Source organism: Nostoc punctiforme PCC 73102 (assembly GCF_000020025.1).
GTDB classification, from domain to species: domain Bacteria; phylum Cyanobacteriota; class Cyanobacteriia; order Cyanobacteriales; family Nostocaceae; genus Nostoc; species Nostoc punctiforme.
In genome coordinates, this window is the sequence record NC_010628.1 from 3,266,608 (window position 1) to 3,288,855 (window position 22,248).

Genomic DNA, 22,248 nt, shown 5'->3' on the forward strand with positions numbered 1-22,248 from the left:
GGACGGGTGCGATCGCCAATTGAGTTAAAAAGCGATCGCCCTTGAATCAAGAAAGTTGTTCCATCAACAAACCTATTTCTATTACTTGATTTTCTAGAAGTTCATTGCTGACAACAAACTGTTCATAATTGAAAAGCAAGTCTTTATAAAATTCGTACTGCTCTTTTCCCCATAGTTCAGGGGATTGAGAGTAACACCTAATATTGTGCAATTTGTCAGCAATACTGACTCGAATTGCTGAGTTAGAAAAGCAGCAAACTGATTCAATATAACGGGACTTGCGCTCTTTTTTGGGAAGCGCTTTATCCTCACTCAACTCTTGGACAATTTTGCAAACATTTTCCCCAAATTTTTCAATGATTAACCGGGGTTCAACCTGGACATCCTCAATTGCATCGTGAAGGAGAGCAGCGATCGCCTCATCCTCATTTCCACCAGCTTCTAATACCAAACTGGCAACTGCTAGTAAATGCGAAATGTAAGGTGCTTTTGTACCACCTTTGCGGACTTGATGAAGGTGCGCTTGATGAGCGAATACTAAGGCTTCGGAGAAGCGATTTGTGAGAATTGGTGAATCAGTGAAATTTGCCATATTATGTTTGAATTTGAATAGTTGTGTTGAGCGTAGCAGAAACATACGGTTTAGTGAGATCGCCCGTTTTAAAAGGGCGATCTCACTAGACTCAGGAAAGTTGTTTCATTAATTGTTTTTTAAATCTAGTTCCACTTCCCAAACAAGGGCCGCAATCTGGCCCACCATTATTTTGGGGCGTATATTCTGCAACGGCAGTGCATTCTACATCTCGCCTACCATCACCCCTGTTGCAGATTTCCTTGGCATGGATAGGCATCATACATTGGGCGACTAGAGCTATACCTAGTGCTGCCGATGCACAAAACTTCATGATGCTCATGCTCACAAGGGGCTTTTGGCAAACGAGTAGCGCCGATTCATGCAAATCCGCCACTGCTTCTTGGGGAGTGGCAAACGTAGTGAAGCTTTGATTATGCTCCCAAAAACACTGCCAAGTCATTTTGATTTCGCCCATTGGAATGCCATCATCAAGCACGTTCCAAGCGGCGACGTAATCACCACCAACCTGAATGCATCGAAGTAAATAATTACCTATAAAATGGCTATCCCCAACTTTGGGCTGATTGTCCGCTGGCAAATCTTCATGGAATAAGTAATCATCAACCTGCTCCGGTTGAGGGCTTGGCAAGGTTCCCTGCTTATAATGCCAGCGCACGTAATCATAGCAGCGTGCCCAGGTAGCGTTACGGTGTACCTCTACTCCTTCGATTTTGACTACCCAAGGCTGGGTTAATTCTTCGTCATTGGTGATGGTGGCGATCGCCTTCCCTTCAACCAAACAGGTATCGCCATCCATTTCTACTAATGGTTTCGGCGCAACAACTGGTTGAGGCTGTTTAGCTAAAATCGCTTCAATCCAAGATTGCTTAAGGCGCTTGTCTTGGGCTGCTGCACCTAATTGGGAGGCGATCGCCTTTAATTCTTGGAGGGTTTTGCCTTCTAACCGTTGCTGTGTATAAAGATGCTGTGTCATGATAGTTTGTACCTGATGTTTGTATAAGGTTCCAAGAGGCGATTGCGTGCCGTGGTAAGTAGGCGATCGCCTTTTTGGTTGTCTGTATCTAATGTAATGCCACAATCATGCTACTGTCAATACCAAAAGCATTACACTTGTCATTACGTTCAGATATTGCTAATTTGAGGGTATTGATAAGGGTATGATCATGGCAAAAAGAGACAGGACGTTTGTTCAAGTACAAGTAGATCCGGATAAAAAGAACAGGTTTGCCGAGAAACTGGAGGGAGAGGGCAAGAAGATAACGGATATCATCAATCAGTGGATTGATGAATATCTTGGTGAATCACCCGCTGATGTCGATGTGACGGAATTAAAAAACAATGTTGCTCTGCTACAAGAGCGCTTATCTGTTCTAGAGCAAGCTTTTCAGACAAAGGAGAAAGAATACCAGGGGGAATCCGTCGCCTGAGAGACGAGAACGCATCTCTCAGGCAAATACACGAAAAACTTAAAGAACTGCTTCATGAAAAACCCGCCAACGATTTGGCGGGTTAATTTTTGGTGTAGCATGGCAATGGTATTACAAAACCATGATTGAATTATGAACAATGGGCAAAAGAAAATTAAAGCCTGGCGATCGCGTTGTTTTTGAGTCTCACGATGAGCAGTGTAAGCCATTTCAGCAATTTGGTACTGTAAAACACTATGTTTATCCAGATTTTCACCCAAATGGATACATTGAGGTGGTGGATAGTGATGGCGACACAATTCTTTATGGTAATGCAGGTAAAGGAATTCAGAAAGTCAAATAACAAAAACAGAAAATTGCTATGAAATATATCAACGAAATAACACGACAAATTTGCATTTTGATAGAGCGCACTATGGCAATAGCACCTTATTCCTTGGTTGAATATTCCGATGGTACCCGCAAGCTCGAACACTGCGCTAATTTAAAAAGATTGGAGTAGATATTTTGTCTAAGCTACAAAAACTGACTTTCGTCCAATATATAAAATTTTATTAAGTGGAAGTAGTCGCTTTTGATAAAAGTATTTTTGTACTATAAAAATTTAAAATAATGACAGTTGAGGAATTAATTACTGAATTACAATCTTTTCCTTTAGATATGGAAGTACAGATCCGCGCCTCACGTAGCCAGTTAGAAATTGATTCAATCCATGTAGATAGTATAGGCAAGATAGTAGAGATAGACATTGGGGATATAGATATCGGTCATGAATATGACGATGAATATTAAGTGACGAAATACTAATTATGCCGCCCTGACAGAGGCGGAAAGCAAGCCTTTGCATTTATCAGGGCAATCCCATTGTACTAAATAGGAATTATGACTGAAAACTATCCACTTTATATAAAGCTTTCTGTTCAGAAGTTAAACCAGATTACGGCAACCGACGACTACGATCCAACAGACAATCTAGACCATGAGGGCTACACAAATCGCCCAGAGTGCCCAAACTGCGGTTCTCATGATATTGTCTGGGATGAAATGGAGGAAGCCAATCGATGTGAGGAATGCGATTGGTTTGGCTAATTGGAGCCACCAGAAGACAAAATGGAATTATGACTCACAGATTTGATGATGATGGCGGTGATAATTACAACGGTGACGATGACTGGGAACCTGGATCGCACAATAACCCTTGCCAACTGTATGATGATTGTCTTAGGGTTTGCCCTTTCTGCCACGGCAAAGGCAAGAGTCGCAGTTTATTTGATTATAAAAATTTTGATGAATTCATTTCAGAGAAATGCACACCTTGTAATGGATCTGGGTATCGTTAAGTGCAAAATGGAGATTTTGACAACTAAATTTTAAAAAGTACCGAACTAACCACTCCGTCTTTAATAATCACTTTTTCTATCAACGCCCGAAATATTACCCGCTTTTCATCATCTGGCAGCGTATGCCAATACAAAGGATCGGGGAACGATTTGAGCATATCAATTCTAGAATCAGTTTCAACTTGGCGATCGCCCAAGCTATAAACAAATTCATTGATGCGTCGCTGTAACTTGGTTTTTGCATCCTCAATGTCTGGATCGTACCCTAATTGAGATAAAGCAGTTAGGCGCGATCGCAGTTGCATCAACTCTTGGGGTTCTATGGTGGTGGCGGTAATACCGGCAAAATTAACAATTTCCCTAGATTTTTTGACCAACATTGAAATCACTGCATCTTCCACGATTTCAATACGCGGCGTGCGTCGTTGTGAACAAGTTTGAGATTGAATGCGCTGTTTGCGGCGGCGACAATAAACATAGATTCTTTCATTAGGGGCAGTTCCCCCGTGTGCCACGGTCATCTTAATTTGGCATTCGCCGCAGAACATCAACCCCCCCAAAGGATACTGTCTAGCGATGCGGTTTTGGCCCCAGTACTGTTTGTTATTTTGGAAAATCTCACAAATGACCCGATATTCAATTTCAGTCATCACCGCTTGATCGGAATGGGTATTGTGAATTATGGTTTCCCATTGTTCGTAGGTGCGATTATAGGGTGTGTGTCCTCGGAGCGTGGGATTAAGCAACCAGCGCCGCAAACCGTTGGCCGTCCACTGCTTACCATATTTCTCATCAATTAATCGGCAAGCGCCTTGGAGCGATCGCACCGCCAAAAATGCCTCAATTTGACCACGGGCGTTGACTTTGGGGTCAAGTTGGTATTTTTCATCTACTCGAATGTAGCCGTAGGGTGGCTTAGGATTAGCTTTTACCTTTTCACGGAAGTATTCAAACCCCTTTTTAATCCTCATACTCAGCATTCGGCTTTCAAATTCGGCATTTAGCCCAGCTTGACTGCGCTGTAGCCATTGATAGGGATTAGCAAGGTCAATCAGTCCGCCAGCATCTAATATCTCTAGCTGCACTTCACACCGAAAAAATGTTTCTAAGATTTGCAAAGTTGTGATTCCCCGCCTTGTAATGCGATCGTCACGGGTAATGCACACACAACTTACTTGGCGCGATCGCACCAATGCCATCAATTTTTCAAATTCAGGTCGGTCATCATCACTCCCTGATTGAATATCAAAAAATATTTCTTGGCAGCCAGCACGCTCTAGTCGGTTAATTTGTTGGGCAGCCGCATGAGTACAATCAGCTTGCTCGTTTGTCGAAACCCTTCCGTAACCTAGTTTTTGTTTCATTTGCCGTTTTAACTCTCACTACAGTGAAGCCTTAGATATGATGGGAGTTGCTCTCAGTAATAAATGTAAATATGAAGTTGATAATCATCCTTGGCAAAATCCAATTACTACTGTAGGTATAACTGTGTTACCTAAAGGCGATTTATTGCATCACAAATTTGGTGTAATAGATAGCCAAACAGTAATTACAGGTTCTCATAATTGGTCAGACGCTGCCAATAATGGTAACGATGAGACACTTGTAGTAATTGAAAATCCCATAGTTGCGGCTCACTATGTGCGAGAATTTGCTCGTCTTTATGCCAAAGTTAAACCCGGCTTACCACCAGCAATTCAAGAAAAGGTGAAATTAGAACAAACACGCTGTCCCCAGATCAAAAGTTCTTCATCAAGTGAACTACAAGCAATTAAACAAATAAATATTAATATTGCAAGTTTGCCAGAATTAGAAACTCTCCCTGGCGTGGGTAAGAAGTTAGCACAACGGATAATTCTTAGCCGTCAACAGCAAAAGTTTACATCTTTACAAGACTTAGAAAGAGTTCCAGGGGTTAAGGCGAAGACATTGGAAAAATGGCGCGATCGCGTGGTTTGGTAGCAGTTTTTGTTTAAAAAATAAGATCCCCGACCTCTCAAAGAAGTCGGGGATCTGGGGCACACAAATTAAATGCGATCGCTACTTAAAGCAATCAAATTGCGTGAATGCCCATTCCGAGAAAATCGTTCTGCTATTATTTTTTGATAAACCGCTTCATAGCCATCAGTCATTTGCTCAACGCTGAAAAGGTCTTCGACATATTGGCGACAAGTATAGCGGTCTAACTCTATTACCCGATCCACAGCACTGATGCACTCTTGAAGATTATTGCAGAGGAAACCCGTCTTACCGTGGGAAATTACCTCTTCAGTAGACCCCAAGTTCATCGCAATCACTGGCGTACCCGAAGCCATTGACTCAACCATCACTAATCCAAAGGGTTCCCGCCAAGTAATGGGGAACAGAGTTGCAAATGCGCCTCCCATGAGGGCATTTTTTTGAGCATGATTAGCTTCACCCAAATACTGAATTTGCTCTCCGTCGATGTGGGGTTTGATTTCCTTCTCAAAGTATTCCACATCAACGACATCTACCTTGCCTGCCATTTTCAAGCACCAACCGGCTTGTTTAGCAATTTCTATTGCTAAATGCGCTCCCTTTTCAGGAGACATCCGACCCAAAAACGCTAAGTAAGGCGGATCTTCTGGTTGGGCGTGAAAATTATAACTGCTGACATCAATTCCGTTGTAGACCGTTGCTATACAGTTCAACCCTAACCTTGGTTCTCGTTGTGCATCAGAAATACTAACGTAGGGTTGTTTTTTACCAAAACTAAACATCTTTTCGTTGTCAGAGGTAAAAATCCCATGCAACGTGTGAACCGTAGGGGTTGTGACGAGATTTGCGTAAGCCAGTGCCCCATGCCCGATATGGGAGTGAATAATATCAAACTCTTCTGCGCGTTCATACGCCGAAGCGAGATTCAGCGTTTCATAAACGCTGTAATCTTTGATAGTGCGATCGAGTCTGAGCGCACGGGGATGAACTGACACAAGTTTTGCCAGACTGATAGAATCTCCCGATGCAAATAAAGTTACTTCGTGTCCGCGTCGGACTAATTCATCGGTTAGTAACCCCACTACTAACTCTATACCTCCATAAGCTGGAGGTGGAACTCTTTCCCATAATGGAGCTACTTGAGCAATTCTCATCACAAACCTCCTAAAAAACAAAGCTAGAATTAGAAGTTTTTTATTTCTGTTGTCGTAGTGCTTGTAATTAATTAACTTGGCATCAGAAAGTAACTTCGGATACTAAATTTATTAACAATTTCCTTCAAATCTTATGCTGCTTCTTCTATATTGTTTGTCTATCTTAGTACGGAAATTACCCACTCCTAAAGAGGTAAATCTATTCCGATATATTAATTTTTGGTTGTTTGGTGTAATTTTAAATATAGATTTTTTGATGAATAATAATTTTATTAAATTGCCAAAACTCACTTTAAATAGTGATATTAGGCGATAAATATCCAATTTTGCTTATCAAGTATCGTATTTACAAATATTAATTAAATAATAAAATCTGTAGATACTCTTTGGGCGGCTTTCCGTACTCTAAAAGATAAACTGTAGCCGTCCAAAAGACATATTTGGGTAAATTAGGTAGTTTGAAATCAAAAACAGCAATTTTATTAGAAGTTCTATCCAAGTTTTTCAAGGTAACAATCAATTCTGTTCTTGTTGACCTTATTTAAAGGCAATAGGAAGTCACGAGAATTACCTCCATGAGTTGGATTCCCTCGTAGCCAAGAGTGAGAAAACAGAGTTAAATAATTGACTTATTAGATAAAATATGATATTTTGTATTGCCATCAATAAAAATAATATATATAAACGTGAATATCTCTCCATCTCTCAAAAAACCGCGTGTCTCATGGCAAGCGGTTTTCTCACTAGTAATATTTGTGTTCATGTACCTGCCTATACTGGTACTTAGCTTTTATAGCTTCAATCAGTCGCCCTATAGCGCAACTTGGCAAGGATTCACTCTCGATTGGTATCGCAAGTTGTTCAGCGACGATCGCATTTTATCAGCCTTGCAAAACAGTATGATAGTTGCTGGTTGTGCAGTTGGGGTTTCAGCCGTGCTGGGAACTTTGATGGCAGTTGGGTTAGCGCGTTACGAATTTCCTGGCAAGAAATTGTATCGGGGTATTTCTTACTTACCATTGATTATTCCCGACATTGCGATCGCAGTGGCAACCCTAGTTTGTTTAGCCGCCTTTGCCATACCCCTAAGTTTGTGGACGATAGTTGCAGCGCATATCGTGTTTTGTCTAGCTTATGTCGGACTTGTAGTTGCTTCACGACTTACCAATTTAGATCCCCACCTAGAAGAAGCAGCACTAGATTTAGGCGCTACACCAACGCAAGCTTTCATCCAAGTATTATTACCTCAATTGATGCCTGGTATTTTAGCTGGTTGTCTTTTGGCCTTTGTCCTCAGCTTAGATGACTTTCTGATTTCCAGCTTTACTGCCGGTAGCGGTTCTAACACCCTACCAATGGAAATTTTTAGCCGGATTAGAACAGGAGTCAAGCCTGATATTAACGCGCTGAGTGTCATGTTGATTTCAGTATCTGCGATCGTTGCATTTATAGCTGAATTAATTCGCGCTTCTGGAGAAAATAAAAGCTAAAAATAAAACTTGCAATTAATAATCAAAATTATGGATAACTTGGTTCTCCATGAACTTTTTTAGATGGCAAAAAAAGCTATATTCAAAGAGACGTTGCAATGTAAACACCTCTACATTCTTCATACTTATGTATTTGTATTTACCAATAGTTAAAAACGTCCCAACATAGATAAATATATAAAATTTATTCATCTTCTTGTTCTCGTGTTCAAAGAAGTTTAAGCACATGAATAAACTTCCGTGTTCGCTTCTGTACATAACTGTTTTCAATTAGATAATATTGGGGCTAACTTTGGAGAAAATGCTATTTCCCCCTCATTATGCAAATCTGCCAAAATCCCAATTGCTCAAATCCATTCAACTCTGATAGCAATAGATTTTGCGTGAGTTGCGGACAAAGCAGCTTTGGCAAACTTCTAAGAAGCCGTTACCGCGTATTAAGACTCTTAGGTGAAGGTGGATTTAGTAGAACCTATGCTACAGAAGATGTAGACAGACTAAACGCGCCTTGCGTCATCAAGCAATTTTTTCCCCAATTTCAGGGAACCGGACAACGCACCAAAGCAGCAGAATTTTTTAAAGAAGAGGCTTTTCGGTTGTATGAACTGGGAGAAAATCATACTCAAATTCCCAGATTACTAGCTTATTTTGAACAAGGTGCTAGTTTGTATCTTGTTCAAGAATTTATTCAAGGAAAAACTCTCTTACAAGAAGTTCAGCAACAAATCTATGGTGAAAAGCAGGTTTGGGAACTTTTAGCTGATTTATTGCCAGTTCTGGAATTCATTCATACACATAATGTCATTCATCGGGATATCAAACCAGAAAATATTATCCGCCGTGCAAGCGATCAAAAACCCGTATTAATTGACTTTGGTGGTGCTAAACAAGTAACACAAACCAGTTTAGGAAGACAGGCTACAGTAATTTATACCCTTGGTTATGCCCCAACCGAACAAATGGCTGGATTTGCTTGTCACGGCAGTGATTTGTATGCTTTAGGTGTAACTTGCGTGCGTCTTTTAACTCGATGTTTGCCTTTGCAGGATGCTTCTGGACAGGTTAATGACCCTATTTATGATGCCATGAATGCTAAATGGTTGTGGCGCGAACGATTACAAGAAAAAAGTATTACTATCAGCGAAGACTTAGAGAGAATTTTAGAGAAATTACTAAAACATCTACCTAGTGAAAGATATCAAACAGCAGTAGAAGTTATCAATGATTTGAAATTTGCAACATCGAACATTGAACCGGTTGCCCTGAAAATTGTTTCGATGTCTCAACCCATATTACCGCCGTTACCACAGGAAGTAATAGTACCATTACCTCCCTTAGAAACCTTTGAATTTGACGTAGTGACAGTAGACACAGGTGGTAGAGAAGTAAACCGCATGAGTGGTAATGCAAACTTCTTTACCGAAGAATTGGGTAAATCTGTCACCTTAGAAATGGTATCGATTCCTGGCGGTACTTACATGATGGGTTCACCGGAATGTGAAGGAGATGCTGATGAACGTCCTCGACATAAAGTTACCGTCAAACCGTTTTTTATGGGGAAATTTCCCGTAACTCAAGCACAGTGGAGAGTAGTAGCAGCTTTACCCAAAATCAAACAAGCTTTAAATCCCAATCCATCAAAATTTAAAGGTTTAGATAGACCAGTAGAAAATGTATCTTGGTATGAGGCTGTAGAATTCTGTCTCAGAATATCAGAAAAAACTGGACGCGACTATCGTTTACCCAGTGAGGCTGAATGGGAATATGCTTGTCGGGCTGGAACTACAACATCCTTCCACTTTGGCGAAACCATTACCTCTGAGTTAGTCAGTTGCACTATTGAAACAGCAAGCAAATTTCGTAGAGAGACAACCAACGTCGGTAGTTTTGGAGTCGCCAACGCCTTTGGATTATACGATATGCACGGGCTAGTTTGGGAATGGTGCGCTGACTCGTGGCACAACAATTACAGCGATGCACCTTCAGATGGAACAGCCTGGGAAGTTGGCGGTGATATTAATCGCCGAGTGCTACGTGGTGGTTCTTGGAGTTTCAATGCCGAACTGTGTCGCAGCGCCAGCCGTAGCTGGAATGAGTCAGACGGTGGACTGAGGGTTTGTGGCTTTAGAGTAGTATTTTCCGTAGAGGAGATTATTTAGCAATCTAATTCAAAGGCTGTAGAAATTATGAACAACAGATTTTCACCAATGTAAATTCTTTTTTATCTTACATTTATACCTCAATCATCTCTGCTGCTATGCTATTGTTTGAATTGCTATTTATTTTGCTATTTTTGAGATATTGCACAACTTCTTGATAGATTTGGCTATTAACGCGATCGCCCCGTTGACCATCCTCTAATTTCATATTATCTACAAAAAAATTAAGTTGGAATTTAATATAAGAATTGCCTTCATCGTCATATTCTATTGCCTTCACTAAAACTTTAGGCTCTTGCCATTTTTGTCGGGGTTCCTTAAATCGTTCTCGCAACCATTGATTTAACTCCATTACATAATCATCCAAGCGGGTTTCTTCGCTTTGGGGATTTGAAATTTTCTGATAGAGTCCCTGTGCCCGACGTTTCAGCAGATTAATCTTGCGTTCCCACTCATCAGGAATAACAAACGCATCAGTATCGAGTAAATTAGGGTCACGAATACTAGTGCGATACCATAGCCTAATTAGTTCAATTAGGCTATCTTTAGCACGAGTTTCTTCCAATGTAAAAATAGTACGATTATTTTGAGCTTCTGCGATCACTTATAGTCCAATTAAACTCAAGACATCTCGATATTCTTGCTTGTCCAGTAACATCCAATATCGTATTTGATTGTATTGCAAATAGCATCAAGGGGTAAGTCGTTGGTATCGGAACCAAAGGGATTTTCTATTTCAATCCCAATTTCTTCAATGCCAAGTAAGGTAAAACTAATCAAACTAACAAATGGCCCTGTTCCCCATCCCAAATCTTTAACTAACTGAAAAGGCAATAACAGACAGTAAATTAATAATAGTTGCTTGAGATGAATGGAATAAGCTAGGGGGAGGGGCGTTCTTAAAATGCGTTCGCAGTGCCCTAAAGACTCCATCAAACTCTTCACAGTAGTTTGCAAAAAAATTACATGACCGTAATGTAATACAGCATTACCACGTTGATACTGCTGTTGTAGATAATCTGCTATCCAAAAAACAATTTGTAATGGCGGCTTTTTGATTTTCTTTAGCTGTAAATATTGAGATTGAGACACCAATTCTTCTAATTCGCTACTTACAGGCTCTGACCTAAGATGCAATTTACACGCCACAATTAAAGCAGTTACCAGGCGCATCACGGCAATTCTTTTGGCTTGATCTTCTGGTTCAACTTCGTTCAGTATTGCCCCAATTTGCCAAGCCATGTTACGAGCATCGTTGACTAAGTTTCCCCATAATCTACGACCTTCCCAAAACCGTTCGTAAGAGGTATTAGTTCGGAAAACCAGTAATAAGCCTAAGACGATGCTGGGAATAATACTTCCCAAAATAGGTTGGGATACAGGGAGTTTGAAATAGTAGAGTATAGAAATAATAAAACTAAATATACCAAATCCAATAACTCGCTGATAAATGGCTAAAATAACTGACCCTCTAAGCTGGAAAGCCAGTCTAAACCAGTTTTTTGTTTTTGTTTTCATCCTAACTTCAATGATTGAGCCTGATAAAAATCCATTTAGATTAAATTTATTTTATTAATCAAATAGATCAGTAGTTGTGTTAAAAAGCTAAAAAGTCAATAGTTATCTTCATTCTTAAAAGTAGTACCTGCGCTATAAGTAAGTCGGTGCAATAAAAGCAAACTGCGTGAAGAAAGTAAACAAGGTTAAAACCTTCTTTCCCCCTGCTCCCTGCCTTCAGCAAAAACTGCCTTATCCCAACGATAATTATTTACGCTGACCTACTTGCTTTGTGTGGCGCAAGCTAAATAATAGACTTATTCTTGCATTCCGGCATAGAGAAGCCGTGTAAACAATCTCGCTCCATCATCCCGTTTGAGTTGGGCGTAGGAAGGAGGTTCACGCCGACCCACCACCCGCAAATCTGTGAGTAATTCGGGATGGAATTGACAGGTAAAGGAGCGACGAATCACCTTACTCTCAAAATCTTTGTAGTTAATGCAGGTGGCAGAACATTCTGTGAGTACTTCGCCCTCATGGGTTGTTGAACATAAAATTTCTACTGCAAAGGGAAGTTGCATTAGCCAAGATAAGGAACTTCCCGCCAAAATATAACGGTAAGGAATGATTGTGTTATGCAGTAGACGATATGCCCAATTAGCAAATAGCATAGCTTCTTCGTTGACTTCATCAGAGTGGAACATCGCAATATTCAGTTCATGTTCATACTCGATTGAGGTATCAATCACCCCTTCAAATTCATCGGCGGTGACTTCATGTGCTGTGATTAACTGTTGTGGAATTCCAGAGGTTTCACTATCCGGTGATTGATAGTGAAGCAACTGGCGATCGCCTACTTCTTTAAATTCGTTTGGCCCAACTGTAAATTCCGAATCGTTCCAGTTTGAAGCAACTAGTTGGCCGTTCTTTTTCTTAACTTGGAGTGTCTCGCCAACACTCTGAATCTGCTGACAAACATTCTGCAACGCGTGGAGTGCTTTGTTACCTCGATCGCGCTGTAACATTTTCATATCAAGCACTTGCCGTACTGCTCTTTGAATCAAGCTGATGTGCGCTTGTGCAGCGAGCTGATGCCCTAAACAAATAAAAATAGCTGGCGCACTAGTGGGCGATCGCGACAGTAACAACTTCTCTATAAACAAATGTAGGTCTTTTAAAGAAGCTTTACTGCCTGCAAATGTAGAAGCATCGCGTACAGAAGGATCGCCTCCTTCAACCACAACCGCTAACCCGGAGGAAATAATAGGAATAACTAACTCTGGATCGAGGAGTCCAGACAGACGACCACAAAGGGAAACACAATTGAATCACAATCTGCAATTTTTTGAGCAATATAGGCAACATTAATGGAGGCACGGACGTGTTCGCCTAATAGGTTATAGCCGACGTGTTTCCAAGGTTCAATAATGGCGATCAGCCAAGAAGCATCCTAATAAAATATGGACTGATTCAAAATCAGAGTGGCTTTCGCTGAGATAACCGGATTGTGAGCGCCAGTTCATAGTTTAATTGTGCAACCTGCTTAATTTAGCAAAATTTAATTAACATATCATAATTTTTTATACCAGGAATTTATCATACGCCACAAGTAAGTAATAATGACAGAAATAGAGCCTAGAATTCAAGCTAAGTAAATCAACCGTCAGGAGAAAGGAAACTTTTGGATCGCTATGAATCGAATTTGAATGTGTTTAAGGTGAAATAATTTGCAGTGGGCATAATTAAACCTAACTATATTTTTCTCGTGTTTTATGTTTAATAGCTTATGCCTCATACTTTCTGACATATCATGAGCAGTGATATTTATTTTTAACCATCTAATTAAATTTGTATTTTTAACTATAAAACTTAAATATCCATATTAACTTGATCGTGACTTGATATAAACTTTCAAAAACTATGTTTTTATATTTTGAGTGTAGTTTCTTAACAGTAATGCTTAATTTTTTAGATTAAATAAGAGAACTTTCCGATAAAATAAACTACAAAGATCATCAGGGATATATATGCGTTTTTCTCAGTTTGCAGGGATTGTTGGTTGTACTACCGCAGCTTTTATGTCAATTGCACCCATGCAGGTAGATGCTGCAACTTTTAAAGTGATATCAGGAGTTACCAGCATCGATCGCGATCACGAAGATATTCTTAAAAGTATCGGGCTAACCTTGACAGGCAGCAATAATATAGTTGCACCAATTCCCAGCAATTATTTAGTTGGCTTTGACATTGATTCAGCTACTAACTTTACGTTTAGCGACGAGGGCGGCTTTACTCCGCTATCAGGGACAATCGAACATACTGGTACTGTTATCTTTAATAATCAAATTACTGTTGGTGACTTTTCAATTGGTTTTGCTCCAGGACGTACCGTTCAAGATGCTAGCGGAGTTGTTTTAAGAGACACATTTTCTTTAAATACAATTTTGTTTGATTTGAGTATTACAGAACCTGCGGCATTTGATGGTCAAAATTTAACCATCCCTGATGTTAAATTGCTGGTTTCTCCAGAGTTTGCAAAAATACTAGGGAACCCTGACTTGACAGGTTTATTTGCTGGAACTGCACGAATTGATGCTCAAGTTGCTGCCGTACCCGAACCTGATAGTGTGCTAGCAGTTTTGGCAGCAGGTGCGGCTCTCTTGGCAACTAAATTTTATACTCGAAAAATTAAATACAGTTGATATCTTGAAGCATTGCTAAATGCTTATTAACTGGTGCAAGGGTATTGGCAGCAATCAGCCCACTAGCGGCGACTGCTGGTAAACCAATACCGGGAAATGTTGAGTCGCCACAGCACATCAATCCTGGTAGGGGTGTGCTGGGGCTAGGAAACATACCACTTCCTGCCTGAATTGCCGGGCCATAAGAACCTTGGTGACGACGGAGATAACGCTCGTGGGTTAACGGTGTACCAACAAGTGTGACTTCGCAACGAGAGCGAATATCTGGAATTATCCGCTCTAAAGCTTGCCACATTACTTCTGCACGCGATCGCTTTTGTTCAGCGTATTCTTGACTCCTTCTATCCATTCCCTGCCAGAAAGAGTATGGCTCATTACCAGGTGTATACACATGAATCACGTGTTTACCTGCTGGCGCTAAAGATGGATCGAGAACTGAAGGGATAGAGATCACCACCACATTTTGAGGTGCTGTTACGCCCAATTCCCAGTTATTAACTACGATGTAATGACACCGCAAATTTGACTGTAATCCTTGAGCATCGATGCCTAAATGCAGGTGCATAAAGCTATCACACTCAGGTGTAGCTTGTCTTTTGCTGCGGTACTGTTTGGGTATTGCCTTTTCTGGTAATAATTTCAATGTGTCCCAAACTGAGGCATTAGAAATTACTGCTAGTTTGGCGCGAATTTCGGAGCGATCGCGCAGACGCACACCCACCGCACGATTACCTTCTACAAGCACTTCTTCTACATGAGCGCCTAGCATCAGCTTCCCACCGTGACGCTCTAATCCTTGTACAAGGCTGTCAACTAAAGCACTACTACCACCAATGGGATATTCCAGGATTGCATCTGGGCGATACCAGTCAGCAAACATAAATGCTACTTCTGCGGCGCTAGTACCATCTGCGGGCAATCCAGAAAGGAGAAAACACAGCAAATTTAGCCAGTTTCGGGTAAAAGAGTCTTTAACAACCCCATCCATAATCCGGCTGAAGGGACCCGTCAGCTTAATTATATTCGCCACATTTTTTGTCAGAGATGGGACAAACGGGCCCACAGTTCTCGCTGCACCGAAATCAAAGCGTAATGCGGCTGGTGGTATGGAAGTTGCAGCCCTAGCAAATGGTTCCATAACGCGCTGGAGTTCTTGCCATTCAGCAACAGCATCATCACCACAGAATTTCATTAGCACTTCACAAAATTGCTCTGCACCAACCGCCGTGTCAAAATCACCTTCTGGTAGACAACAACCCCAAGTATCGTAGGTGACGCATGGCAATTCAGAACCAATTGCATCTAACACTTGTCGCAAAGGGTTAGCAGAGGGGCTGTAAGATAGTCCAGAATAGAGAGACGGGCCAGAGTCGAACTTGAAACCATTGCGCTCAAAACCATGAGCAGCGCCTCCAGCAATAGAGTGGCTTTCGCAGACTATCACATCAAAGCCATACCGTGCCAAAAGAGCAGCACAACTCAAACCGCCAATACCGCTACCAATAACAACTATATCTGTGTTTTGCATATCCCTGACGTTTGCAACAATAAATTAAAACAGTTGTAGAAACTTGGATAATATCATTCGCTCCCCCATCCAGAAACCGCTCTAATTGGTTAATATCATCACTAAGGATGGAGAATAGAGAATGGGGAATGGGAAATGGGGAATAATTATGCCCAATGACAAATGACAAATGACTAATTCTTATTGGAGAAAGGAATTTGAAAAATCAGCAATTCGGAAATTGGCAAACCACAGTTTTAGGAATTGTGTTAGCAACACTAGTGATTTTGGGGCTAAATTCCTTTATCATTATTAACCCAGGGGAAGCAGGAGTCATCAGCATCTTGGGTAAAGCTAGAGATGGGGCTTTATTGGAAGGGATTCATGTGAAACCGCCTTTTATCTCAGTGATAGATGTGTATGATTTGACTGTTCAAAAATTTGAAGTGCCAGCCGAGAGTTCTACAAAAGATTTGCAGAATTTATCTGCGAGATTTGCGATCAACTTTCGCCTCGATCCTATCAAGGTAGTTGAAGTTAGAAGGAAACAAGGAACATTAGCAAATATAGTATCGAAAATCATTGCACCTCAGACACAAGAAGCATTTAAAATTGCAGCCGCCAGAAGGACAGTAGAAGAAGCAATTACTAAAAGAAGTGAATTAAAAGAAGACTTCGATCAAGCGTTAGGCGATCGCTTAGACAAATATGGGATAATTGTGTTAGACACTAGCGTAGTTGATTTAGCATTCTCACCAGAATTTGCCAGAGCAGTGGAAGAAAAACAAATTGCTGAACAACGGGCGCAAAGAGCCGTTTATGTAGCACGGGAAGCAGAACAAGAAGCACAAGCAGATGTGAATCGTGCCAAAGGTAGGGCAGAAGCTCAAAGACTTTTAGCAGAGACACTCAAAGCCCAAGGAGGACAGTTAGTTTTACAAAAAGAAGCAATTGAAGCTTGGAAGAGCGGCGGCGCACAAATGCCCAAAGTCCTCGTTATGGGTGGCGACTCAAAAAGCGGTGTACCCTTCATATTCAACCTGGGAAATGTCCCAAATCAACCGTAAGGAGTTGGCATTAGATAACAAGCTCTCTATTATAGAATTTGCTCTGACTTTCAGACAAATTCTACAATACTTGGACGATTTGCAATCTAAAATCGTTCGATTGAGCGACTTGTGCCGAGCATCTCGACTTCGCTCGATGGAGCCAGAGCCGAGGTAAGCCGAAGTCTAAAATCCACAATAGTATAAGTTGGGCTAGTCCCAACTCAAACACAACAGAAAAACCAACAAGCTCATCAATCAAAGTTTATGTCAACCTCCAATTCTCACAATCTCACCGCCGAAGAAGCGAAAAAATTACTGAATAAATTTAACTGTTTAGACATCGCACCTATTCTCAAGCCATCAGAAAAAGAAGTAATTCGTGATGCCTTAATTTTGGTAACTAAACTTGCTGATTATCAAATTTTAGGAATTTGTGCCGATACAGCAGAAGAAGGAATACTGGCTATGAAGACCTACTCTTTGGCTTTGGGTTATGAACCACCAAACAATTTACTGACACCGGAAGGGCCAGTTTATATCAAATTAAACGGTAAAAATGGCTTGTGCTATCTTGATTCTTATGCTGGACATCATCGTGGAGTATTAGTATCTTGTCAGTCTTACCACGAAGACGGAATCAACGAAATGTATGGACATTTACCTTTGGATTTATTTGTATAGAATTCGGCGAATGTAGGTAGGGTATGTGCTTTACCTACTAACTAACGGTCAATGAAAAATTACTAGATTTTATGAGTATTATTACACTCCAGTCGGTTAAAAAAGACTTTGGCATCAAAGAAGTTTTAAAAGATGCCAGCTTTAGCCTTCATGCTACCGATAAAGTTGGCTTAATTGGTACTAACGGTTCGGGAAAATCAACCCTATTAAAAATGATTGCCGGGTTAGAATCCATTGATAGCGGTCAAATTATAATTAACTCCGGTTCTAAAATCATCTACTTACCCCAGCAGCCAGATTTAGATGAAAATCACACAGTTTTAGAGCAAGTTTTTGCTGACAGTGGCGAACATACAGCTTTAGTGCGTGAGTATGAAGAACTATCAGATAAATTAGCTCACTATCCAGATGATAACCAACTGATGTCTCGCCTTTCTGCGGTGATGCAAAAGATGGATACAAATGATGCTTGGGAACTAGAAACTAATGCTAAAATCATCCTCACCAAATTAGGAATTTCTGACTTTGATGCCAAGATAGGCACTTTATCTGGAGGCTATCGCAAGCGCATTGCTTTAGCATCAGCATTGCTAGCAGAACCCGATGTTTTGCTCATGGATGAGCCAACAAACCATTTGGATGCTCTTTCTGTAGAATGGTTACAAAGTTATTTAAATCGCTATCGCGGCGCACTTTTTCTCATCACCCACGATCGCTATTTTCTAGATCGCGTCACTAATCGGATCGTGGAAATCGACCGAGGCGACATTTACACTTATTCAGGTAACTACTCATATTACCTCGAAAAGAAAGCTTTAGCTGAAGAATCTGCCATCAGTAGTCAACGGAAACATCAAGGCTTATTGCGACGCGAGTTAGAATGGCTCAAAAAAGGGCCAAAAGCTAGAAGTACTAAGCAAAAAGCTAGAATTGACCGCGCTCATGCTCTGCGGGATACTGAATTTAAAGAAGTTCAGGGTAAAGTTGATATTTCTACAGTTGGTCGTCGCATTGGCAAAAAGGTTATTGAATTAAATAACATTTCTAAGGCATACAATGGACGCACCTTAATTAATAATTTCACCTACGAATTTAGTCCAGAAGACCGCATTGGCATCATCGGCGCTAACGGTGCTGGTAAATCCACTTTAATGGATATTATTACTGGTCAGATTCAGCCAGATTCAGGCGTTGCGGAAATTGGGACTACAATTCACATCGGTTATTTTGACCAGCATTCGGAAGAATTGCTCACAGCTTTAAACGAAAATCAGCGCGTGATTGACTACATCAAAGAAGAAGGAGAATTTATCAAAATTACCGATGGCACTCAGATTACTGCTTCGCAAATGTTGGAGCGATTTTTGTTTCCTGGTAATCAACAGTATGCCCCAATTAATAAACTTTCGGGTGGTGAAAAACGCCGTTTATTTCTATTGCGGGTTTTGATGAGTGCGCCCAATGTCTTGATTTTAGATGAACCGACAAACGATTTAGATGTTCAGACATTGGCAGTATTAGAAGATTATTTAGAGGATTTTGTCGGGTGTGTAATTGTAGTTTCTCACGATCGCTACTTTCTCGATCGCACCATCGACACAGTATTTTCCTTTGAAGAAGGCGGTAATCTGAGGCAATATCCAGGTAATTACTCGATTTATCTAGACTATAAGAAGGCTGAAGAAGCACAGCAACAAGCTGCGAACACTAAAGAGAAGCCTAAAAATGCCGAAGTTCAAAATGGTACGGCTTCACCCAAGGATGTAGAGAATACCAAGCGGCGTAGGTTATCCAATTGGGAAAAGAAAGAATTTGAGCAGTTGGAAGGTAAAATTGCCGAGTTAGAGGCTGAGAAAGAAGAAACTGAGAAAACACTAGGGAATGTGTCACCGGGTAATTATAGCGAAGTTCAGAAACTATACGATCGTGTGGAAAAACTCAAGCACGCGATCGATGTGGCAACTGAACGGTGGTTAGAATTGGCGGAGATGGAGTCTTAACGAGTATTTTACGTTTGGAAATATACCGGGCGATTAGAAATCGCCCGATGCTTCTATTAATCACTGATGCCTGCTCAGTAGGTTGCCGCCAATGATATTGTAAATTGGGTTGTAAAAATAACCAGCCATCGCAGATTTCAATGAACAGCTTTGCGGCTCAAATTAAAAGGCGCAATCAAATTTGTTTCGATTAGCTGACGCACTGCATTCAGTTCAAATTCAAATAACTGACGGCGATCGCGCATTCCCACATTATTAACAAGTATATCTAACCGCCCATATTTATCTTTAATTTCTATGAATGCTTTTTCCACGGCTGCTTTATCAGTAATATCTAACTGTAATGGTGCAGCTTTTCCACCCAAAGAATTAACCGCCACAACTACCGATTTTAGTGTTTCTAAACTTTGTGCATTCACTAGCACAAACGCGCCAGCATTGGCTAGCGCCTTAACTGTTTCTAGCCCTAGTCCGCGATTTTTTCCAGTCACCAAGACAATTTTATTTTTCAATGAAAATGTAGTTTGTGTCACAGTTACTTTTACATTGAATTTTGGATTTTAAATAGTCCCCAGTCGCCGGCTATAGCAGTTGAGCAAGCTGCCGCATATCGTTAAAAACTATCTTAGCTCCTACCTCAGCCAGAGCAGTGCGATCGCTCTGATGGGCATAGCCAAAAACTGTCATTCCTGCCGCGTATGCTGCTTGTACACCTGGTACAGAGTCTTCAATTACAGCACAATCTTCTGGATTAGTGTTCATTTGCTCGGCTGCATAGAGATACACATCAGGAAAAGGTTTGGGGCGTGAAACATCATTAGCACTATATAACTTGCCATCAAATTTATCCAGAAGCCCCGTTAATTTCAATACCATTTGAATATGGCGGTGGCTACTATTTGATGCCACACATTTGGGTAATGTAATTTGCTCCAATATTTCAGTAATTCCTGAAACTGGCTGTAATTCTTGCTGCAAGGGAGCAATTTCTCGTTCCTTGCAAAGTTCGACAAAGTTTTTGGGCAATGGTTTCTTGTAAGATGCTTCGATAATCTCTAAACAGGTTTTTAGAGACTTGCCGATAAATTTTTGAGTTACTTCTGCATGGGTGATAGGAAAACCAGCTTCCGTGAGCGTTTCTGCAAAAATACGATTGATGATTGGTTCACTATCAACCAAGACTCCATCACAATCAAAAATTACAAGCTTGAACCGATTTTTCCCCATGTTTTCGCCTCAAATTTAGCATTTTACCATAGGAGTAATAACTAAATATTCTTAAATATTTATGAGCGATCACCAAGGAATTTCCTATCTCAGATATTGCACTTAGAAATAGTAATGTCAATTCTGTGACCAAGTGCTAGAGGTCTTATCAGACGTGACAAATCGCGTCTTTACATGAGGCTTTTTGGTTTAACTGAACGGTATTGTATCTAAACTAGCTTTTTCTATAAACATCTTTTCGATGCTTGCACTGCAAAATTTGCACGAGTTGACAAGCCCAAAGTCTTTAAGTTGTATTTCACGCTTGTGGGGTCAGCGCAGCAATTGGATTTATCTAAACTGCGATCGCACTTCCACAACACGCTACTATCTTTCATAAACTGCGTAGTTTACCACCACAGCCATCGCCTACAAAAGTTTTACCTACGACACTCCCAATAAATTGAAGCAGTTTCGCAACTTATGGGAGCAGCTTCGCAACTTACGGGAGCAGGTTCGCAACTTATGGGAGCAGCTTCGCAACTTATGGGAGCAGGTTCGCAACTTACGGGAGCAGGTTCGCAACTTATGGGAGCAGCTTCGCAACTTATGGGAGCAGCTTCGCAACTTATGGAAGCAGGTTCGCAACTTATGGGAGCAGCTTCGCAACTTATGGGAGCAATCTCCCTTAAAGTTTTGATGAAACTTAGACAATTATCTCTATAAATACCAACATTTAGTAATTAATACCAATTCTGTATGAAGATGCATAGAATATTAAACGAACCGCCAAGTCGCCATCGCGTAGCGTCTCGTTAGAGAAGAGGGCCAAGAATATAGAGTTACTCATTTAGTGCAGCTTCACGTTAAATTGGTATAAGTTACGAAAAATTACTGTTATCAATCAAAAACTTTAGTAAAAATATTTGCGACTTTTACTGAACCGGAACGTAGTTTAATTGAGGCAAGCTAGCTCTAGGAGCATCTTAAAGGAGTAATTTTATGTCTCGAAAAAAACGCACATCCCGCATTTTAGAAAAAGCTCAGTTAAGATCCGCCGGACTGAAATCGATTGTTCCAAGCATCAAATTTGATGAAGATTATAGTCTAGAAAAATTAGTTGAGTCAATCGACCAGTTACGCAACAAAATTGATGTTTATAATACTGCTCTGTCTGTAGTTGACTCTTCTAAAACTGAAATTGAAGAGATGGAAAAAAACTTGAGTCAGCTTTCTGAGAAGATGCTGATGGTGGTTGCAATCAAATACGGCAAAGACAGCCGTGAATATGAGATGGCAGGTGGTGTTCGCTATAGCGATGCCTGCGGCGGGCTACGCCTACGCATCCGCAAAATCAGGTCGAGCCGCTTGAAAAATGTTGCAGAGCAAGCATCAGATGAAAATGCTAAAACTGCATAGAGGGGCTTAAATCTGTTGTCTGACAAATTGGACGTTAGCACGCTAGCAAAATCAGCACATAAT

24 protein-coding genes and 1 pseudogene are annotated in these 22,248 nt (G+C 40.8%); 14 read left to right on the plus strand and 11 right to left on the minus strand.

Annotated features, from left to right (window positions below; genetic code table 11):
• Window positions 1–46: 46 nt before the first annotated feature.
• Entirely contained in the window at window positions 47–592 is a 546-nt protein-coding gene (locus NPUN_RS13310) for an HD domain-containing protein (protein WP_041565383.1), read from the minus strand.
• Window positions 593–683: 91 nt separating this feature from the next.
• Window positions 684–1,568, minus strand: a complete 885-nt coding sequence (locus NPUN_RS13315; RefSeq protein WP_012409182.1) for a hypothetical protein — start codon at window positions 1,566–1,568, stop codon at window positions 684–686.
• Between the two features lie 190 nt (window positions 1,569–1,758).
• On the opposite strand from NPUN_RS13315, the gene NPUN_RS13320 reads away from it, so the two are divergent.
• From NPUN_RS13320 to NPUN_RS13335, 5 genes are all read left to right on the plus strand, one after another.
• A complete protein-coding gene (locus NPUN_RS13320; protein ID WP_234711099.1) occupies window positions 1,759–2,022 on the plus strand; it encodes a hypothetical protein in 264 nt (87 codons plus the stop codon).
• Window positions 2,023–2,161: 139 nt separating this feature from the next.
• On the plus strand, window positions 2,162–2,365 hold the full coding sequence (locus tag NPUN_RS13325) for a hypothetical protein (protein ID WP_041565384.1): 204 nt from the start codon (window positions 2,162–2,164) through the stop codon (window positions 2,363–2,365).
• Window positions 2,366–2,634: 269 nt separating this feature from the next.
• Window positions 2,635–2,814 carry a hypothetical protein gene (locus NPUN_RS13330; RefSeq protein ID WP_012409184.1) on the plus strand — a complete coding sequence of 60 codons (180 nt, stop codon included), beginning with the start codon at window positions 2,635–2,637 and terminating at the stop codon, window positions 2,812–2,814.
• Between the two features lie 90 nt (window positions 2,815–2,904).
• Entirely contained in the window at window positions 2,905–3,111 is a 207-nt protein-coding gene (locus tag NPUN_RS40685; protein ID WP_148220312.1) for a TFIIB-type zinc ribbon-containing protein, read from the plus strand.
• A gap of 29 nt (window positions 3,112–3,140) precedes the next feature.
• A complete protein-coding gene (locus NPUN_RS13335; protein WP_148220313.1) occupies window positions 3,141–3,362 on the plus strand; it encodes a hypothetical protein in 222 nt (73 codons plus the stop codon).
• 23 nt (window positions 3,363–3,385) lie between these two features.
• On the opposite strand, the gene xisF is transcribed toward NPUN_RS13335, so the two are convergent.
• On the minus strand, window positions 3,386–4,726 hold the full coding sequence (xisF, locus tag NPUN_RS13340) for a fdxN element excision recombinase XisF (protein ID WP_012409185.1): 1,341 nt from the start codon (window positions 4,724–4,726) through the stop codon (window positions 3,386–3,388).
• Window positions 4,727–4,745: 19 nt separating this feature from the next.
• On the opposite strand from xisF, the pseudogene NPUN_RS13345 reads away from it, so the two are divergent.
• Window positions 4,746–5,324: pseudogene (locus NPUN_RS13345) on the plus strand (DUF655 domain-containing protein); the annotation flags it as partial.
• A 65-nt stretch (window positions 5,325–5,389) separates the two neighbouring features.
• Here NPUN_RS13345 and NPUN_RS13350 read toward each other — a convergent pair.
• The gene (locus tag NPUN_RS13350; protein ID WP_012409187.1) at window positions 5,390–6,475 is read right to left on the minus strand and encodes a glycosyltransferase family 4 protein; all 1,086 of its coding nucleotides are present in this window, start codon (window positions 6,473–6,475) and stop codon (window positions 5,390–5,392) included.
• A gap of 686 nt (window positions 6,476–7,161) precedes the next feature.
• Here NPUN_RS13350 and NPUN_RS13355 point away from each other — a divergent pair.
• Both NPUN_RS13355 and NPUN_RS13365 read left to right on the plus strand, forming a co-directional pair.
• On the plus strand, window positions 7,162–7,965 hold the full coding sequence (locus NPUN_RS13355; RefSeq protein ID WP_083782390.1) for an ABC transporter permease: 804 nt from the start codon (window positions 7,162–7,164) through the stop codon (window positions 7,963–7,965).
• Window positions 7,966–8,285: 320 nt separating this feature from the next.
• Entirely contained in the window at window positions 8,286–10,124 is a 1,839-nt protein-coding gene (locus tag NPUN_RS13365) for a bifunctional serine/threonine-protein kinase/formylglycine-generating enzyme family protein (protein WP_012409189.1), read from the plus strand.
• Between the two features lie 73 nt (window positions 10,125–10,197).
• On the opposite strand, the gene NPUN_RS13370 is transcribed toward NPUN_RS13365, so the two are convergent.
• The 3 genes from NPUN_RS13370 to NPUN_RS13380 all read right to left on the minus strand — a co-directional run bounded on the left by NPUN_RS13370 (window position 10,198) and on the right by NPUN_RS13380 (window position 12,862).
• Window positions 10,198–10,728: a hypothetical protein gene (locus NPUN_RS13370; protein WP_012409190.1), complete on the minus strand. Its 531-nt coding sequence runs from the start codon at window positions 10,726–10,728 to the stop codon at window positions 10,198–10,200.
• A 17-nt stretch (window positions 10,729–10,745) separates the two neighbouring features.
• A complete protein-coding gene (locus NPUN_RS13375) occupies window positions 10,746–11,642 on the minus strand; it encodes a bestrophin family protein (protein ID WP_012409191.1) in 897 nt (298 codons plus the stop codon).
• Between the two features lie 296 nt (window positions 11,643–11,938).
• The gene (locus tag NPUN_RS13380; RefSeq protein WP_012409192.1) at window positions 11,939–12,862 is read right to left on the minus strand and encodes a hypothetical protein; all 924 of its coding nucleotides are present in this window, start codon (window positions 12,860–12,862) and stop codon (window positions 11,939–11,941) included.
• A gap of 786 nt (window positions 12,863–13,648) precedes the next feature.
• Here NPUN_RS13380 and NPUN_RS13385 point away from each other — a divergent pair.
• On the plus strand, window positions 13,649–14,323 hold the full coding sequence (locus tag NPUN_RS13385) for a hypothetical protein (protein WP_012409193.1): 675 nt from the start codon (window positions 13,649–13,651) through the stop codon (window positions 14,321–14,323).
• Here the strand turns inward: NPUN_RS13385 and NPUN_RS13390 are convergent.
• A complete protein-coding gene (locus NPUN_RS13390) occupies window positions 14,310–15,851 on the minus strand; it encodes a phytoene desaturase family protein (RefSeq protein WP_012409194.1) in 1,542 nt (513 codons plus the stop codon). The two genes, NPUN_RS13385 and NPUN_RS13390, sit on opposite strands and share 14 nt — an antisense overlap.
• Window positions 15,852–16,048: 197 nt before the next feature.
• Here NPUN_RS13390 and NPUN_RS13395 point away from each other — a divergent pair, with 197 nt between their 5' ends.
• From NPUN_RS13395 to NPUN_RS13405, 3 genes are all read left to right on the plus strand, one after another.
• Window positions 16,049–16,897, plus strand: a complete 849-nt coding sequence (locus NPUN_RS13395; RefSeq protein WP_012409195.1) for a prohibitin family protein — start codon at window positions 16,049–16,051, stop codon at window positions 16,895–16,897.
• A 246-nt stretch (window positions 16,898–17,143) separates the two neighbouring features.
• Entirely contained in the window at window positions 17,144–17,560 is a 417-nt protein-coding gene (locus NPUN_RS13400; protein WP_012409196.1) for a DUF1824 family protein, read from the plus strand.
• 71 nt (window positions 17,561–17,631) lie between these two features.
• Window positions 17,632–19,560 (plus strand): ABC-F family ATP-binding cassette domain-containing protein, encoded by a 1,929-nt coding sequence (locus tag NPUN_RS13405; RefSeq protein WP_012409197.1) that lies wholly within the window; start codon window positions 17,632–17,634, stop codon window positions 19,558–19,560.
• A gap of 137 nt (window positions 19,561–19,697) precedes the next feature.
• On the opposite strand, the gene NPUN_RS13410 is transcribed toward NPUN_RS13405, so the two are convergent.
• The 3 genes from NPUN_RS13410 to NPUN_RS41825 all read right to left on the minus strand — a co-directional run bounded on the left by NPUN_RS13410 (window position 19,698) and on the right by NPUN_RS41825 (window position 21,164).
• Entirely contained in the window at window positions 19,698–20,093 is a 396-nt protein-coding gene (locus NPUN_RS13410) for an SDR family NAD(P)-dependent oxidoreductase (protein ID WP_012409198.1), read from the minus strand.
• 49 nt (window positions 20,094–20,142) lie between these two features.
• Window positions 20,143–20,787, minus strand: a complete 645-nt coding sequence (locus tag NPUN_RS13415; protein ID WP_012409199.1) for an HAD family hydrolase — start codon at window positions 20,785–20,787, stop codon at window positions 20,143–20,145.
• Between the two features lie 224 nt (window positions 20,788–21,011).
• A complete protein-coding gene (locus tag NPUN_RS41825; protein ID WP_167315621.1) occupies window positions 21,012–21,164 on the minus strand; it encodes a hypothetical protein in 153 nt (50 codons plus the stop codon).
• An 85-nt stretch (window positions 21,165–21,249) separates the two neighbouring features.
• Between NPUN_RS41825 and NPUN_RS13420 the strand changes: the two genes are divergently transcribed.
• Entirely contained in the window at window positions 21,250–21,492 is a 243-nt protein-coding gene (locus NPUN_RS13420) for a hypothetical protein (protein ID WP_012409200.1), read from the plus strand.
• A gap of 276 nt (window positions 21,493–21,768) precedes the next feature.
• Window positions 21,769–22,185 (plus strand): hypothetical protein, encoded by a 417-nt coding sequence (locus tag NPUN_RS13425; RefSeq protein ID WP_012409201.1) that lies wholly within the window; start codon window positions 21,769–21,771, stop codon window positions 22,183–22,185.
• Window positions 22,186–22,248 lie beyond the last annotated feature (63 nt).

Excerpts from the sequence above, each read along its gene's own strand:
- NPUN_RS13375 (WP_012409191.1), bottom strand. The coding sequence starts at position 11,642 with ATGAAAACAAAAACAAAAAACTGGTTTAGACTGGCTTTCCAGCTTAGA.
- NPUN_RS13350 (WP_012409187.1), bottom strand. The coding sequence starts at position 6,475 with ATGAGAATTGCTCAAGTAGCTCCATTATGGGAAAGAGTTCCACCTCCA.
- NPUN_RS41825 (WP_167315621.1), bottom strand. The coding sequence starts at position 21,164 with ATGAAAGATAGTAGCGTGTTGTGGAAGTGCGATCGCAGTTTAGATAAA.
- NPUN_RS13335 (WP_148220313.1), top strand. The coding sequence starts at position 3,141 with ATGACTCACAGATTTGATGATGATGGCGGTGATAATTACAACGGTGAC.
- NPUN_RS40685 (WP_148220312.1), top strand. The coding sequence starts at position 2,905 with ATGACTGAAAACTATCCACTTTATATAAAGCTTTCTGTTCAGAAGTTA.
- NPUN_RS13420 (WP_012409200.1), top strand. The coding sequence starts at position 21,250 with ATGGGAGCAGCTTCGCAACTTACGGGAGCAGGTTCGCAACTTATGGGA.
- NPUN_RS13390 (WP_012409194.1), bottom strand. The coding sequence starts at position 15,851 with ATGCAAAACACAGATATAGTTGTTATTGGTAGCGGTATTGGCGGTTTG.
- NPUN_RS13415 (WP_012409199.1), bottom strand. The coding sequence starts at position 20,787 with ATGGGGAAAAATCGGTTCAAGCTTGTAATTTTTGATTGTGATGGAGTC.
- NPUN_RS13385 (WP_012409193.1), top strand. The coding sequence starts at position 13,649 with ATGCGTTTTTCTCAGTTTGCAGGGATTGTTGGTTGTACTACCGCAGCT.
- NPUN_RS13425 (WP_012409201.1), top strand. The coding sequence starts at position 21,769 with ATGTCTCGAAAAAAACGCACATCCCGCATTTTAGAAAAAGCTCAGTTA.
- NPUN_RS13405 (WP_012409197.1), top strand. The coding sequence starts at position 17,632 with ATGAGTATTATTACACTCCAGTCGGTTAAAAAAGACTTTGGCATCAAA.
- NPUN_RS13320 (WP_234711099.1), top strand. The coding sequence starts at position 1,759 with ATGGCAAAAAGAGACAGGACGTTTGTTCAAGTACAAGTAGATCCGGAT.
- NPUN_RS13325 (WP_041565384.1), top strand. The coding sequence starts at position 2,162 with ATGGGCAAAAGAAAATTAAAGCCTGGCGATCGCGTTGTTTTTGAGTCT.
- NPUN_RS13400 (WP_012409196.1), top strand. The coding sequence starts at position 17,144 with ATGTCAACCTCCAATTCTCACAATCTCACCGCCGAAGAAGCGAAAAAA.
- NPUN_RS13365 (WP_012409189.1), top strand. The coding sequence starts at position 8,286 with ATGCAAATCTGCCAAAATCCCAATTGCTCAAATCCATTCAACTCTGAT.
- NPUN_RS13315 (WP_012409182.1), bottom strand. The coding sequence starts at position 1,568 with ATGACACAGCATCTTTATACACAGCAACGGTTAGAAGGCAAAACCCTC.
- NPUN_RS13330 (WP_012409184.1), top strand. The coding sequence starts at position 2,635 with ATGACAGTTGAGGAATTAATTACTGAATTACAATCTTTTCCTTTAGAT.
- xisF (WP_012409185.1), bottom strand. The coding sequence starts at position 4,726 with ATGAAACAAAAACTAGGTTACGGAAGGGTTTCGACAAACGAGCAAGCT.
- NPUN_RS13310 (WP_041565383.1), bottom strand. The coding sequence starts at position 592 with ATGGCAAATTTCACTGATTCACCAATTCTCACAAATCGCTTCTCCGAA.